General features: G+C 52.0%; 12 protein-coding genes. 5 read left to right on the forward strand and 7 right to left on the reverse strand.

What is annotated here, in order from left to right:
* Positions 1-733: 733 nt before the first annotated feature.
* Positions 734-2,926, reverse strand: coding sequence for a methionine--tRNA ligase (gene metG / locus BLP78_RS03545; protein ID WP_090456588.1), 2,193 nt, complete (start codon positions 2,924-2,926; stop codon positions 734-736).
* Between the two features lie 250 nt (positions 2,927-3,176).
* Here metG and apbC point away from each other — a divergent pair, with 250 nt between their 5' ends.
* From apbC to BLP78_RS03565, 3 genes are all read left to right on the forward strand, one after another.
* Positions 3,177-4,265: an iron-sulfur cluster carrier protein ApbC gene (apbC, locus tag BLP78_RS03555; protein WP_090456878.1), complete on the forward strand. Its 1,089-nt coding sequence runs from the start codon at positions 3,177-3,179 to the stop codon at positions 4,263-4,265.
* Positions 4,266-4,368: 103 nt separating this feature from the next.
* On the forward strand, positions 4,369-4,935 hold the full coding sequence (dcd, locus tag BLP78_RS03560) for a dCTP deaminase (protein WP_025041641.1): 567 nt from the start codon (positions 4,369-4,371) through the stop codon (positions 4,933-4,935).
* Between the two features lie 410 nt (positions 4,936-5,345).
* On the forward strand, positions 5,346-6,521 hold the full coding sequence (locus BLP78_RS03565; RefSeq protein ID WP_090456592.1) for a type III PLP-dependent enzyme: 1,176 nt from the start codon (positions 5,346-5,348) through the stop codon (positions 6,519-6,521).
* Positions 6,522-6,583: 62 nt separating this feature from the next.
* On the opposite strand, the gene BLP78_RS03570 is transcribed toward BLP78_RS03565, so the two are convergent.
* Both BLP78_RS03570 and BLP78_RS03575 read right to left on the reverse strand, forming a co-directional pair.
* The gene (locus tag BLP78_RS03570; RefSeq protein WP_090456594.1) at positions 6,584-7,144 is read right to left on the reverse strand and encodes a dihydrofolate reductase; all 561 of its coding nucleotides are present in this window, start codon (positions 7,142-7,144) and stop codon (positions 6,584-6,586) included.
* Entirely contained in the window at positions 7,141-7,935 is a 795-nt protein-coding gene (locus BLP78_RS03575) for a thymidylate synthase (RefSeq protein WP_090456596.1), read from the reverse strand. Before BLP78_RS03575 ends, BLP78_RS03570 begins: the two co-directional genes overlap by 4 nt.
* Before the next feature lie 304 nt (positions 7,936-8,239).
* Here BLP78_RS03575 and BLP78_RS03580 point away from each other — a divergent pair, with 304 nt between their 5' ends.
* Complete coding sequence (locus BLP78_RS03580) at positions 8,240-9,709, forward strand: M17 family metallopeptidase (protein WP_090456598.1); 1,470 nt, start codon at positions 8,240-8,242, stop codon at positions 9,707-9,709.
* A 74-nt stretch (positions 9,710-9,783) separates the two neighbouring features.
* Here the strand turns inward: BLP78_RS03580 and BLP78_RS03585 are convergent, their stop codons facing one another.
* The 3 genes from BLP78_RS03585 to BLP78_RS03590 are packed head-to-tail and all read right to left on the reverse strand — an operon-like array spanning position 9,784 to position 10,971.
* Positions 9,784-10,536 carry a zinc-binding dehydrogenase gene (locus BLP78_RS03585; protein WP_256330010.1) on the reverse strand — a complete coding sequence of 251 codons (753 nt, stop codon included), beginning with the start codon at positions 10,534-10,536 and terminating at the stop codon, positions 9,784-9,786.
* Positions 10,514-10,771 (reverse strand): alcohol dehydrogenase catalytic domain-containing protein, encoded by a 258-nt coding sequence (locus tag BLP78_RS15900; protein WP_256330011.1) that lies wholly within the window; start codon positions 10,769-10,771, stop codon positions 10,514-10,516. Before BLP78_RS15900 ends, BLP78_RS03585 begins: the two co-directional genes overlap by 23 nt.
* Positions 10,772-10,782: 11 nt before the next feature.
* The gene (locus tag BLP78_RS03590; protein ID WP_090456600.1) at positions 10,783-10,971 is read right to left on the reverse strand and encodes a hypothetical protein; all 189 of its coding nucleotides are present in this window, start codon (positions 10,969-10,971) and stop codon (positions 10,783-10,785) included.
* Positions 10,972-11,049: 78 nt separating this feature from the next.
* Between BLP78_RS03590 and aroC the strand changes: the two genes are divergently transcribed.
* Positions 11,050-12,222, forward strand: coding sequence for a chorismate synthase (gene aroC / locus BLP78_RS03595; protein ID WP_090456880.1), 1,173 nt, complete (start codon positions 11,050-11,052; stop codon positions 12,220-12,222).
* 182 nt (positions 12,223-12,404) lie between these two features.
* Here aroC and BLP78_RS03600 read toward each other — a convergent pair whose 3' ends face one another.
* Positions 12,405-15,296: a bifunctional diguanylate cyclase/phosphodiesterase gene (locus tag BLP78_RS03600; protein ID WP_256330012.1), complete on the reverse strand. Its 2,892-nt coding sequence runs from the start codon at positions 15,294-15,296 to the stop codon at positions 12,405-12,407.
* Positions 15,297-15,324 lie beyond the last annotated feature (28 nt).

Raw genomic sequence — 15,324 nt, forward strand, 5'->3', positions numbered from 1 at the left:
TTTATTCTTTTTCTTGAATGGTTGCGTCAAAAGACGCAGCCGGATAATGTCACTACCATATCCTGTAACGACTTGTAGTATGTTGTCGTCATCAATTGGAATGTGCTTTTCGCGGTGCCAACAGCTTACGGCGGCGAGGTCGGGAAGCACCATATGCCAGGCTGATCCCAGCCTCCCGGAGCGCTACCGCAAACGCTCATATGCATGCTGATGGGAAATGTAAAACAAATTTATGAAATTAGGAATGTGGCATATTGTCGCATGTGGCATATTGCCGCACCCGCTGGCGACATGCGTTCTAGCGCTATGCTTTACTCAAAAATTTCAAATAGGTACTACCGAGAATAGCCGTGGCCAAGAGTGACTTTATGGGTTTGGGATGCCCTGGCAGCCTCTCGAACTTGAAGAATCGCAGCGAAAAAGTGACTGGGTGAGGATATGGACCGGCCAGACGCTTTAGCAGCCGATTTCCTTTAAGTCCGAGAGGCTGCTGGAGTGCTAGAGGTAGGGGAGTGCGATCCCGCTTGGGAACGAATCAGCGCACTGAGTCAGTGGGCCGAATTTTTGGGATTTTTGTGAATCGGCCGGAGTGAAGCAATGTTTGCCACGTCGTTACAAAAAATCATATGGCATAATAGACGCGCTCGGGAATCATGTGCGGCCTATGATTTCGCTCGAGCGTATGACCTTCAATCTCGACGCTTGATCTTTTTCTTTATCGCCAGCCGCAGCGCTATTTTATTTTCATTCCCGGCCGTGCGCCTTCATCGGGAGAGAGAAGATAAGGCCCATCGCCATCACCCGCGGCCAGCACCATCCCTTCGGATATGCCGAATTTCATCTTGCGTGGCGCAAGGTTGGCTACCATGACAGTCAGGCGGCCGGTGAGCTGTTCAGGATCGTAGGCGGATTTTATTCCTGCGAAGACGGTACGCTGCTCCGTTCCGATATCCAGCGTGAGCTTCAATAGTTTATCCGCGCCTTCTACATGTTCGGCATTGATGATTTTTGCCACCCTGAGGTCGATCTTGCCGAAATCGTCAATTGTAATGGATGCCGCTGCGGTGCTATTGATACCCGTTCCACCCGTTGCAGGGATGGAGGGAGCGACTGGGCTTTTTTCCACCGCTTGCACGGTTTGTGTGGTTTGTGGTGGCTGTACTGTTGGCTTCAGGCTTTCTTTATTGGCATCGATAAGCATCTCGATCTGTTTGGCGTCGAGGCGAGTCATCAGATGTTTGTAATCATTGATCCGGTGGCCGTCTGCTAACAGCCTGTTCTGCGAATTTGCATCCTTCCAGATGAGAGGGCTTACCCCCAGAAATTGCTCCGCTTGTGCGGCAAGTTTCGGCAGGACCGGTTTCAGGTAAACGGTGAGAATGCGGAACATGTTCAACGCAACACTGCACACCTCATGCAATTCCCGGTCGTTTTCATCATTTTTTGCCAGAAGCCATGGCTTCGTTCGATCCACGTATTGATTGGCAACGTCCGCTGCCAGCATTATTTCCTTTATGGCTTTGCCAAATTCCCTGCGATCATAAAAATTTGCAATGGAGGTATGACGCCCCAGGAACGTATCCCCTTCGCCAAGCTGGCAGAAAAGAAACTGATTGAACCATTTCCGGTTCGCTTCGGAGATAGTGTGCGTAAGCCTCCCGTCGAATTTCCTGGTGATAAATCCGGCGCATCTGCTGGCTATATTGATGTATTTGCCTATCAGGTCGCTGTTGACCCGCGCGATGAAATCATCGAAATTGAGATCGATATCTTCCATGCTGTCGTTGAGCTTGGCGGCGTAATAATAGCGCAGCCATTCCGGATTCAAGCCCTGTTTGAGATAGCTGTCCGCAGTAATGAATGTCCCGCGCGACTTCGACATTTTTTGCCCGTTGACGGTAAGGAACCCATGAGCATAGATCTGGGTGGGCGTGCGATAGCCCGAGAATTCCAGCATCGCGGGCCAAAACAGTGCGTGAAAGTAGAGAATATCCTTGCCGATAAAATGCACCATTTCGGTGTTGCCGCCGGGCCGAAGAAATTCATCGATCTCGGCTTGAGATTTTTGCTTCTGTTTGAAGTAATTTTCGAAGCTGCCGAAGTAGCCGACGGGTGCATCCAGCCAGACATAGAAAAATTTCTTGCCGGCGGTACCGGGTATCGGAAAGCCGAAATAGGGCGCATCACGAGAAATATCCCAGTCCGTCAAGCCCGCTGAAAGCCATTCATTCATCTTGTTGGCAGCTTCGGGTTGGAGTCGTGGCTTCATTTCGGAGTTGGCGCCGGACTGGCTCGAAAACGATTCAAAAACCCAACCATTGAGAAAAGCCTTGCAACGGGGATCCGAAAGCTTGAAGAAGTGATGTTTGGAAGCGCGGCGTTCCGGTTTCGCTCCCGAAACGGCGGAGTAAGGATCGATCAAATCGGTGGGCGAATATGTGGCCCCGCATGCCTCGCACGAATCGCCGTATTGTTCCTTGGCATGGCAATTCGGGCATTCTCCCTTGATATACCGGTCCGGTAAAAACATCCGCTTCACCGGATCATAAAACTGCTCGACGGAGCGCTTGACGATCAGATCCTTTGCTTCGAGCTGACGATAGATATCCTCGCAAAATGCCTGGTTCTCGGGCGCATCCGTGGTGTAATAATTGTCAAAATCAACATGAAAGCCATCAAAATCGGCCTTATGCTCTTGCCATACGCGGTCTATCAACTGCTTGGGCGTAATGCCTTCCTGTTCGGCGCGCAGCATGATCGGCGTGCCGTGAGTGTCGTCGGCACACACGTAATGTACCTCGTGGCCTTGCATTTTCTGGAAACGGACCCAGATGTCGGTCTGAATGTATTCCACCAGATGCCCGAGATGGATGCTGCCGTTAGCATAGGGTAGCGCTGAAGTAACCAGAATTTTTCGCTTGTTCATCAATTGCCTATAGAGATTGCACCAAACGTGATTGTAACAAACTGTAAGCCCGGCAACCTGTTGAACTGAAGGAAACAGTTGTTTATTGACCAGGGCGGAGTGAGCCCTGTTTTCTTCAAGCTATAAGAATTGGTTCCGGCCGGTTCTGGGACGGGTGGACGCTTTATCTTCATCTCGGCAGACTCTCGACCCTGATATTTGTTAATATTCGAGGTCATCATTAGTGCCGCAGATAAAGGAGTATGCAGACGTGCCTATCACGGAACAGCAAATACAGTCTGTCCTCAGGGAAATTATCGACCTCAGCACGGGTAAGGATTACGTAACCGGCAATGAAGCGCGTAATATCAAAATAGAGGGCGATAATGTCTCGCTTGATATCGTGCTGGGTTACCCGGCAAAAAGCGTGGTGGAAAGTATACGCAAGCAGACGGTTGACAAGCTCAAAAGTATTCCCGGTATTGGTAATGTGAATGTCGATGTCACGAGCAAGATCGTAGCTCATAGCGTGCAGCGTGGCGTAAAGCTCATTCCGGGGGTCAAGAATATCATCGCGGTAGCGTCCGGAAAGGGTGGGGTGGGCAAGTCCGCCACGGCGGTCAATCTGGCACTGGCGCTTGCCGCGGAGGGCGCTTCCGTCGGCATCCTCGACGCCGACATTTACGGCCCTTCGCAGCCCCAGATGCTGGGCATTGCCGGCCGTCCCGAATCCCTCGACGGCAAGACCATGGAACCGATGAAGGCACATGGCATTCAGGCCATATCAATCGGTTTCTTGATTGACGTGGAAACGCCGATGGTGTGGCGCGGACCGATGGTTACGCAAGCATTGCAGCAGTTGTTGAACGATACCCGGTGGAAAGATGTAGATTATCTTATCGTGGACATGCCGCCGGGAACCGGCGACATCCAGTTGACGCTTGCGCAGAAAGTGCCGGTTACGGGTGCCGTCATCGTTACCACCCCTCAGGACATTGCGCTGCTCGATGCACGCAAAGGACTGAAGATGTTCCAGAAAGTGGGTATTCCCATTATCGGAATTGTCGAGAATATGAGCACTCACATCTGTTCACAATGCGGTCACGAGGAGCATGTTTTCGGCGCCGGTGGTGGGGAGAAAATGTGCAAGGATTATGAGGTCGAATTTCTTGGGTCCTTGCCGCTCGACATAAAAATCCGCGAACATACCGACGCCGGTATGCCGACGGTTGCCGCAGACCCGGGCGGGAGGATAGCAGAAACTTATCGCAGCATTGCGCGTCGCATCGCAGTCAAGGTCGATGAATTATCGCTGGATCATTCCGCGCTGTTTGCGAAGATCGTAATCGAGGATACTTGATTTCCCCAGGAAAACAAACGAATGGATGAGGGTGCGTGTGTCTGCCTACGCTCATCCCATTCACGACTGACATTCTCCCGGCATTCTCTTCTTCTTTTTAAAAATGACCATAAAGTCGGATAAGTGGATTCGCCGCATGGCGGCGGAACACCGCATGATCGAGCCCTTCGAGCCCAATCAGGTCAAGCACGCCAATGGCCACCGGATCGTTTCATACGGGACATCGAGTTACGGCTACGATATCCGTTGCTCGGATGAATTCAAGCTGTTTACCAATATAAACTCCGTTATTGTCGACCCCAAGAATTTTGATTCGAATTCTTTCGTCGACGTGAAGGGCGACGTTTGCCTTATCCCGCCCAATTCCTTTGCACTCGCGCGCACCGTTGAGTATTTCCGCATCCCGCGCAATGTGCTTACCATCTGCCTCGGCAAATCCACCTATGCGCGTTGCGGCATTATTGTCAACGTCACCCCATTTGAGCCGGAGTGGGAAGGTTATGTCACACTGGAATTTTCCAACACGACACCGCTTCCCGCAAAGATTTATGCGAATGAGGGAGTGGCTCAGGTGATTTTCTTCGAGTCCGATGAAGTATGCGAGGTTTCGTATAAAGATCGGGGTGGAAAATATCAGGGGCAGCATGGTGTGACGCTACCGAAAATCTGATTTTTTGCAGCAATGGCCGCACCTCGGCCAATTGTCCGATACCTGCAATAAATGCAGCAGAGGTCGATCACCTCGCCTTATGCCCGATGTGTTCCCATGAAAATCGTAAGTCTTTGTTGTAAATAAATATTAAACCCTGTTGTGGCGTGTGAATTCTCTCCTGGCGCCGTCAATTATGACGAGTTGCCAAGGCGGTTCTTTTGCGACCATTCCCGATGGGTATATGATTTTTTTCCGAGCTAAAAAAAACGCTTGATTCCAGCGGAATGAAGTTTATAATCCGCTTTTTTACGAATGTGTAATCAGGAATAGGAGGTCATCATGAAAAGCAAAGCAAACTACTTCGTCCCGGCTGATCTGGTAAATATTCATACTCCCGTCACGTAGCGTCTTTAAAGAGGAAGACTCTCATGCAAATGCGTACCACGGCCCTACGGCGCAAAGTAGACGCCGAAGAAATATTCGACACCCATCCCGAAGTCAGACTGGATTTTGAACATGTCCAGGCAGCCTTGAAAAAAGGCTACAGCAAGCCGTTTCTGCTGGTTGACAGCCATATTGTCCGTACTAAAGCCCGCCGATTCAAAACTGCCATGCCACAGGTGCAGCCGCACTATGCGGTGAAGGCGAATCCGGATCCGCGCGTACTCAGCGCTTTGATCGAGGAAGGCGTCGGGTTTGAAATCGCCTCCATTTCGGAACTGGATCTTCTGCTCAGCCTAGGCGTTCCCGCTGCAGAAATTTATTACAGTAATCCGATGAAGTCGCGCGCTTATCTGGAATATGCGGCATCAAAAGGTGTGGAATGGTATGTGCTGGATAGTGTCGAGGAACTACGCAAGATTGTGAGCGTCAAGCCTGATGCAAAGATGTATCTGCGCATAGACACGCCGAACATCGGCAGCGATTGGCCGCTGGCCGGAAAATTCGGTACGCACGCCGCCGAGATCAAGGGCATCATCAATGAAGCGGTAAAACTCAAGGCCGATCTTGCGGGCGTGACTTTCCATGTGGGCTCACAATGCCGTAATCCGCAGAATTGGCGAGTGGGCATCGAACGCGCCAAAAAGGTTTTTGCGGACATGCGCCGGGTTGGTTTATCCCCCCGCCTGCTCAATATCGGTGGCGGCTATCCCGTCCGTCATATCAAGCCCATTCCGTCAATAGAGGTAATAGGCGAGGTGGTGAATGCGGCCATCGCGGATCTGCCGAAGGAAATTCGTATCATGGCCGAGCCGGGGCGTTATCTGGTATCCGATGCAGCTTATTTTGTTTGTCGCGTGGTAGGCACAGCCACCCGCAATGGTAAGCGCTGGATGTATTGGGACGCAGGTATGTTTGGCGGCGTGATCGAAGTCACCGAAGGTCTACGCTATGAAATTCTTTCCGACCGCAGCGGGCACGACATTCCATGGTGTGTCGCCGGGCCGACCTGCGATTCGGTGGATATTCTGATGCGTGATGAAATGCTGCCGGAAGATATCCAGGAAGGGGATTTCATCTATATTCCCAATGCCGGTGCTTACACGACTGCCTACGCCAGCAATTTCAATGGTTTTCCACTACCGGATGTGGTTGTTCTCTAACTGCTGATTGTCGGATAAACAGTGATGGGGACCCAACGAGTGGTCCCGTCACTGTTTCAGCATCATCCAGTATAACCGCCGGGATAAGTTCCCTTACCTGTTTTTCGGTCAAATACCACAAAATGGTATTTCAGGCCGTTGTCATCCCAGCGGTGTTTTTCCCGGGACGTTTCCTTCCATTCCTCGTGATTGAATTCGGGAAATAGCACGTCGCCATCGAAATCCCTCTGAATTTCTGTAACATACAATCGGTCGCACAGCGGCAACATTTGCTGGAATATTTCGGCCCCGCCGATAACAAAGCTTTCCGCATCACGCGTCGCTACAGGCTTATCTTCGTTTCCTTTGTCATCGTGGCAGGCTCTCAACGCTTCAGCTATTGAATGCACGACGATAGCGCCCTGAACTTCGTACCCGGTTTGGCTTGTAACAATAATACAGGTACGCCCGGGCAGCGGTCTGCCGATGGATTCATAGGTTTTGCGCCCCATGATAATGGGGTGCCCCATGGTAAGCGTCTTGAAGCGCTTCAGATCGGGCGGTAGTCGCCACGGCATTTCGTTATTCTTGCCGATGACTCGGTTCTGTGCCGTTGCCACCAAAGCGGAGAGTCGAACGCTCATACCGCGACTGGCGCCCTGATGGCCGGATGAGGGTCATAACCTTCCAGCATAAAATCCTCATACCTGAAATCAAGAATGCTGTTGACCGCCGGATTCAATTTCATCACGGGCAGAGGCCTCGGCTTTCGGTTTAATTGTTCCCGGGCTTGCGTCAAATGGCTGAGGTAAAGGTGCGCATCCCCCAAGGTGTGCACGAAATCGCCAGGTTTTAGATTGCAGACTTGCGCTACCATCAAGGTCAGCAGGGCGTACGACGCAATATTGAATGGCACACCCAGGAAGATATCGGCGCTACGCTGATAAAGCTGGCAGGAGAGCATGCCGTCAGCCACATAGAACTGAAACAAGGCATGGCACGGTGCCAATTTCATCCGGGATAGCTCACCCACGTTCCAGGAAGAAACAAGCATGCGCCGCGAATCAGGAGTATGCCTGATCTGCTCGATTACCTGCGTAAGCTGATCGATATGGCCTCCGCCCTCGACTGGCCAGGATCGCCACTGGTGGCCGTATATCGGGCCCAGATCGCCATTCTCGTCAGCCCACTCGTTCCAGATGGAAACGCCGTTGTCGTTGAGGTACCGGATGTTCGTATCACCGCGCAAAAACCACAACAGTTCGTAAATGATGGATTTCAAATGACATTTCTTGGTCGTCACCAGCGGAAAGCCTTCCGATAAGGTAAAGCGCATCTGGTGGCCAAATACGGAAAGCGTGCCCGTACCCGTGCGGTCCGATTTCTTGTGTCCGTGCTCGAGCACGTGCTGCATGAGTTCAAGATATTGGCGCATTACGGGCGAACGATAGAACGATGGGAATGATAGGAGAAAGTCTGGATCAACGGAACCTGCATAGAGAATTCAAGACAATTCCCTGTATTATAATAGCATTCATACTTGGCAGCCTGTCGGACTTGAAGAATCGCAGCGAAAAAGTGACTGGGTGAGGGTAGATTTTGGGGATTTTGAAGACCAATAGTTATTCTATTGGTCGAAAAAGCAGCGAAATATGAACCAGCCAGACGCTTTTGCAGCCGATTTCCTTTGAGTCCGACAGGCTGCGAGTATCGCTTATAACTTATTTCGAGGACAGCCAATGCTTGCATCATTGACACAAAACGCTTCATCCATAAGCTCGTCTACCAAGGCAACGCATATTCTGGTCGTACTGCCGCAATCCGCCCCATCGGATAAGCTTCGGAATAAGCCTGATTTTTTGGGGAAAAATATACTGGAAACCTTATTATCACGTCGAAAAATGCAGTTGGGGGAGATCGCGGGTAATCCAGTGGCAGCCAATATCGAGAGCGGTTCCTTATGCGTTTGGGTGGCGGTGGATTTGAGCAAGTCTGTATTCGAGCAGCAAACATCCATACGCAAAGCCGTGCAATTGTTGCTGGAGGAAACCCCTGCGGAAATAAATCTTGCGGTCTATGGCAATGATGACCAAAGGCGCGCTTTCGCGCATCTGGCAATATATGCAGCCTGGATTAATGGCCCGGTGCTGCCTTCCCGGAAAACAGACAAAAAAAACACGCGGCGGCGGCCGCTCGCCCGAATTGTCGTGCACGGCCATAAGGAAGCGGACAGCTTTGCGCTATTAGCCGCCAAAGCGGAAGGTAATCTGGTGACGCGTGAACTTACGATACTGCCACCCAACGAATTAACGCCGGAGCTCTATCGCAGGCATGTCAAGAAGCTCGCTGGCACCGAAGGCTGGAAGTATCAGGAATTCGATGTCAAGGCGCTGCGTAAAATGGGTGCCGGAGCGTTTGTTGCCGTGGCGCAGGGTAGCGATCCCGAAGATGCCGCCATCGTGCATTTGCAACGACGCGTGAAGAAGGCGAACAAAACCGTGGCGCTGGTGGGAAAAGGCATCTGCTTTGATACCGGTGGCCATAATTTGAAGCCGGCCCGCCACATGCACGGCATGCATGAGGATATGAACGGTTCGGCAGTTGCGTTAGGGATTTTATTAGCTGCAACTCGCGCCAATCTGTTGGTGAATATCGATTGCTGGCTCGCCATTGCTCAAAATCACATCAGCCCGCATGCCTACAAACAGAACGACGTCATAACGACCCTGAATGGCACCACTGTCGAGATTATCCACACCGACGCAGAAGGACGGCTGGTACTGGCGGACACGCTGACTCTGGCGGCAAGGCAGAAGCCCGATGTGATGATCGATTTTGCGACGCTGACCGGGAGCATGCACGTCGCGCTCGGATCGCATTATAGTGGCATTTTCAGTAATCGGGAGGATCTGGTACAGAAAGCATTAACCGCCGGAAAAGCGACGGGCGAGCGAATCTGGGCATTTCCGATGGATGCCGACTATGATGCGGAACTGGAAAGCAAAATTGCCGATATCAAGCAGTGCTCGTTGGAGGGCGAGGCCGATCATATTCTCGCCGCCCGCTTCCTCAACCGGTTCGTGGACGATGTACCCTGGCTGCACATGGATCTGTCCGCCAGCAATAGCAAAAGTGGATTGGGCGTCGTAGGAAGCGACGTCACCGGCTTTGGGGTAGCATGGGGGGTTGAGATGCTTGGAAATCCCTGAACAGGTTCTCCAGTAAACGCCTGGAGCGCGTTCACAGGTAGATCAATGCATCTCTGGCTGAATCTGCTGGCTGTTCAAACAATCTGCAACACTATCTTGCCGTGGGTATGCCCCGCTTCAATGCGTCGGTGTGCTTCCGCTGCCTGGTCCAGCGGCAGCACCTGATCAACATGAACCTTGAGCAGGCCTTGCTCGATCAGTTTTGCGCCGCGCTCGAGTATGCGAGTCTGCGCGACACGTGCCGGGTGCAAGCCGAAGTAGAGCGGGGTGGTTATCTGTACGTAACCGATACTCAGGTTGCGTAGCCGTGCGATATTGGTGTACGCGATGTCGCAAGTGGTCGAGAGCAGTGTTACTACGCTGCCGTACATGCGGGTTGCGGCGAACGATTTGCAAAAAGTTTCGCCACCCACCGTATCCAATACCAGTCTCACGCCCAACCCATCCGTCCAGTTTAACGCCGCTTCACCAAAATCCTGCCGGGTATAGTCTATTGCCAGATCGGCACCTAGCGATCGCACAAACTCGGCCTTCTGCGGACTCGAAATGGTGGTGGCAACACGTGCGTTAAAGAGGTGAGCTAACTGTATCGCAATATGGCCGACGCCGCCCGCACCCGCATGAATCAGTACTGACTGGCCTCTCCTCAGATCGCCGCGGTCTATCAATGCTTCCCACGCGGTAATCAGTGCCACCGGTACAGCGGCAGCTTCCGGCATGGTCAGATTCTCCGGTTTCAATGCGAGATAATCTTCCTGCACAACCGTGTATTCGGCATAGGTTCCCGGTGCGCCGCCCAAGCCGTTATGAAAAAAAAAACACTTCATCCCCTGGGCGTACGCGACTGACTGAGCTACCTACCGCTTCCACCACCCCTGCGCCATCGCAGCCCAGAATCGAAGGCAGTTTATCCGGGTAATAAATGTTGAGCTTGCGCACCTTGGCGTCTATCGGGTTTACGCCTGCAGCGTGCAATTTTACCAGCACGCTGGATGCATCGGTGAGTGCGGGTATGGGTATATCGGCCGATATCAGTACATCCGGTGCACCCGGCGTACTCATCAGCACGGCCCTCATGTTTTTCCTCTTTTCCTGGTCCAGGCGTAGCGGATCAATCGTTGCCACCGGGTGAGCGATTGCGCAGATTCATCCTGAGCGATTTCCCGTTGATCACGAGTCGTGCTTAGCTTTACCTGTGTATGAATCTGGCGCAAGGTCAAACCACCAGGGCCTGTTATCTTGTCGGGATCAGGTTTTTCCATGATCGGATTACGTGGGTGAAAATGGCGAAATACGAGGGATATGTTAAACTCGAAGCATTGATCTGGCGAGAAAATAAAATGTCCGGCAATACCCTTGGCAAGCTTTTTTGCGTTACTTCTTTTGGCGAATCGCATGGTCCCGCGATAGGTTGCGTCGTCGATGGCTGCCCGCCAGGGATGGAGTTATCCGCCGAGCATATCCAGCAGGATCTGGACCGGCGCAAGCCCGGTACCTCGCGCCACGTGACCCAGCGGCGGGAATCGGACACAGTCGAGATTCTCTCCGGGGTGTTCGAGGGCAAGACCACGGGTACTCCGATTGCGTTGCTGATCCGGAACGAGGACCAGCGCAGCAAGGATTACAGCAAAATCATGGACACCTTTCGGCCAGGGCATGCGGACTACGTTTATTGGCAAAAATACGGGATACGCGATTACCGAGGCGGTGGACGCGCCTCTGCCCGCGAAACCGCGGTAAGGGTTGCGGCAGGGGCGATTGCAAGGAAATGGCTGTATACGAGATATGGCACGGTAATACGCGGATTCATGGCGCAGTTGGGGCCCCTGGAAATTCCGTTCAAACGATGGGATGAGGTTGGGCAAAATCCATTTTTTGCCGCTGATCCCGATCGGGTGCCCAGCCTGGAAGAATTCATGGATAAGCTGCGCAAATCCGGCGACTCCGTCGGTGCGAAGATCTGTGTCGTGGCGGAAGGCGTGCCGGTAGGCTGGGGAGAGCCAGTATATGATCGCCTGGATGCGGAAATCGCTTACGCCATGATGAGCATCAATGCGGTAAAAGGTGTCGAAATCGGCGCCGGGTTTGCCGCCGTGGCCCAGAGGGGAACCGAACACTCCGACGAGATTACGCCCGGCGGATTCTTGAGCAACAATTCGGGCGGTATAGTGGGCGGGATTTCTACCGGTCAGGAAATCGTTGTGAATATCGCTGTCAAGCCGACCTCCAGCATCCGCCTGGGACGACGCTCGGTGGATAAGGCCGGGAATCCGGCCCTGGTGGAAACTCACGGCCGGCACGACCCCTGTGTAGGTATTCGTGCCACACCCATCGCGGAAGCAATGCTGGCCCTGGTACTGATGGATCACGCCTTGCGCCATCGTGCGCAAAATGCGGATGTAACGTGCGAAACGCCAAAAATTCCCGGTAAAATCAATCTTGCAGAAGCCGGTTCAGCCAACGCCGAGTTAAAACCGGCATTGACGGAAAACCCCGACCCTGAAGAAGCCTGAGATGGGTTATGCGGGTCAGCCGTTTCTCTTCATCGCCTCCACGATCCAGCAATAATTCCGTCTATCGGATCCGGCGCTAATGCCCTGTAATGTCCTGAACCGGCCACTGCTTGATTCTTTGCCGTTGCTCCAGCGTTGTATTTCTCGAAGCGAGGCTGAACACGAAAGAATGCAAGCTACGCCTACAAAAATTCCTTGAACGGCGAATCATGCGCGGGGATCGGCGTTCCTATGAAAAAGCCTTGCGCGTAATCTATATGCATTTTCTCCAGAAGGGATAGAGTCGCTGCGTTCTCCACGAACTCGGCCGTTGTTTTCTTCCCGAATCCCCGTGCCACATCGCATAGCGCTTTTACCAGTATCTGGTCGTCGGGGCTGTCCGCCAGATTGCGTATAAACGAACCATCGATTTTCACCACATCGATGGGAAGCTGCCGTATGTAATAGAACGAAGAGAAGCCGACGCCGAAATCATCCAGTGTAAAGCTACAGCCGAGCTTTCTAATCGTTTCCATGAGCTCTCGCGCTGCGGACAAGTCTTCTAACGCCGCCGTCTCGGTTATCTCAAACATGAAGTTTGAAGGATCCGCGTTATATTGAGTGAAAGCTTCCTCCAGGATCGATAGCAATTCGGGATCATGAAATGCATGGGCTGAAAGGTTTATCGAAAAGCGGACACGCAGCCCGTTGTGTTGAATTTCCGCCGCTTGAGCAATGGATTTCCGTAAAACCATATGATCGATGGCATGGATAAGGCCGGTTTGCTCTGCTGCCGGTATAAAATATTGAGGAGCAAGCACGGTTCCATTATCGTCGAGCATGCGTAGCAGCACTTCGTAATGGTCAACGGTCTTGTTCGCGATATGCATGATGGGCTGGAAATAGAACAAGAATCGTTCATTCAAAAGCGCATGCTCGATCTTTTCTTTCCAATATACGAGGGTATGCATGCGCTCCCGGGTCTTTTCCTCGTTTGAAAACAGATGCCAGCCACCTCGTCCCGCTTCTTTGGCTTGATACATGGCGAGATCCGCCGCCGCCAATAAGTCGTGCACGTTATTTCCATGCTCGGGAAAAACCGCAATACCAACGCTGGCCGACGCCTTATGGCTTCGGCCGTTTATGGTGATCTTTCCCTGATTCAGGCAAACAAGAACATTTTTTGCGACTTCTATTGCTCCCTCCGCCGTGGTTTGAGGCAGTATCACTGCAAACTCATCGCCGCCCAGACGTCCGAGTATGTCTACGCTGCGTACGCTGCCATGCAACATGTGCGCGATCATTTTCAGCAAAGCATCGCCTGCCTGGTGTCCGCTCGTATCGTTTATATATTTGAACTGATCCAGGTCAAAGAATAGCAGCGCGCCCGAATGTTCATAGCGGGCTGCCAGATTCAGCATTTGCTCCAGTTCTTCCTGAAAACGGCGCCGGTTATACAAGTTGGTGAGGGGATCATGGTCAGCCAGCCATGCCAGTCGGCTTTCTGTGCGTTTATGTTCGGTCATATCGAGCCCTACCGAGAGCATTGCCGGGTCATTCTCGGTATGTCGAGTCAGGCGGGAATGCAACCAGAGAATATGCCTTGTCGATTTATCCCTGCATAGGACGTTGGCTTCATGACGCAATTGGTCTCTTTGGTCAGAGCGTACCTCCTCAAGGTAGGTGGGAAGATCGCGCATATCTCCATCAGGCGTAAGGAGATTGATGAACGGTGTTCCCTGCAGCTCCTTTTCCATATACTGGATAAGCGTTTCGCCGTAAGCATTTAGTGTGAGAATTTCACCGCCGGCGTTCTGCGTCATTACAATGACTTGCGCGATGTCGAGCAGATTTGTGATGAAATCCCGTTCCTTGCTTAATTCATTCATCTTCCTCGCCAATATCTGAGTCCGATCGGCGACCTGGTCTTCAAGTTTCTCCAGTTGATAGGATAGGGCCACGGCTGTTTCATCAAGCATGCCAATTTCATCTTTCAGCCATGGTTTCTGGCCATCGGTATGAAGCTCCGACCGGAAATTCTTGAAGCTGCTCCGGGCCAGAAGCGGCAGCGTGAAGGCGATATGTTTGAGCCGCGACAATGGCCTGCTGAGAATGAAAAATAATAACAGCTCGGAAAGCATGAGCCCCACCGCCCCGATGATTATGTTCTGCTGTGTTGAACTTTGGATGGTATGCATGGTGGAGGTGATATCGGTGACGACAATAAACTGCGCCTTATCGAGCTCTTCTATTTTGTTCACGGAAAGCGGTTTGATTTGCAGATATTGGTCATCCCAAGCAATCTGAACGCCGTTTTCCAGGTGGCTGAAGTCGGGATACCGCTCCGCGACTTTAGTGAGAATTGCAGTATTCATTTCTTTGCTGTGTGCGGCAATCCGAACATTCCAGCCGGGAATTATCATCTCGGTGCTCTTCCTGTCACCGTCGTGCTCTCTGATAAGCAAGCTGATATCAGCACCGGAAACATCCTTGAATCCCAGGACGGCATCGATCAGAGGTGCGCCGATGATGACGACGCCAACACTCTTGCCCTCTACCAGCAGAGGTACCACCACGAACTGAGTGCATTCTTTCTGGCAGTTCAGAGAACTGATAGGCTGTTCTCGCACATTCACTTCACGAATCCAGTTCAGCATTACGCCTTCATGAGTGTCGGATTCCGGAATACCCCAGCTTGCCAATAACTGATTGGAGTTATCATAAAAACGTATCAGTTCGATACCCTTATTAAGCTGCAATGATGCCCAATATGGATCGAATGTTTCGGCGATGTTTTTTCCATTGGCCGCCAGCAGGTCTGGTCCCATTCCTTCCAGGAAAGGAAGCAATTCAGCAAGCTGATGCAGATCTTTCGAGATCTGATCTATCAAACCTTCAACTTCACTGGCATAACGCTTGTGCTGCGCGCGCCTTTGAGACTCAAAATCGCTCATCAGGCTCAAATAAGTGATTCCAGTGAATGAGACTACGATAAAGACCAATATCAAACTGCTCAGCAGCAGAACTTTCCATTTCAGGCTCAGAAATCCGGGCGGCGCGGAGCGTACCGTGCCGTCGGGCTGAACCTTGTTCATATGGAAATTATGCTCCATCAAGTTATCG

The sequence above is a fragment of the Nitrosospira sp. Nsp1 genome, assembly GCF_900100985.1.
GTDB lineage: Bacteria > Pseudomonadota > Gammaproteobacteria > Burkholderiales > Nitrosomonadaceae > Nitrosospira.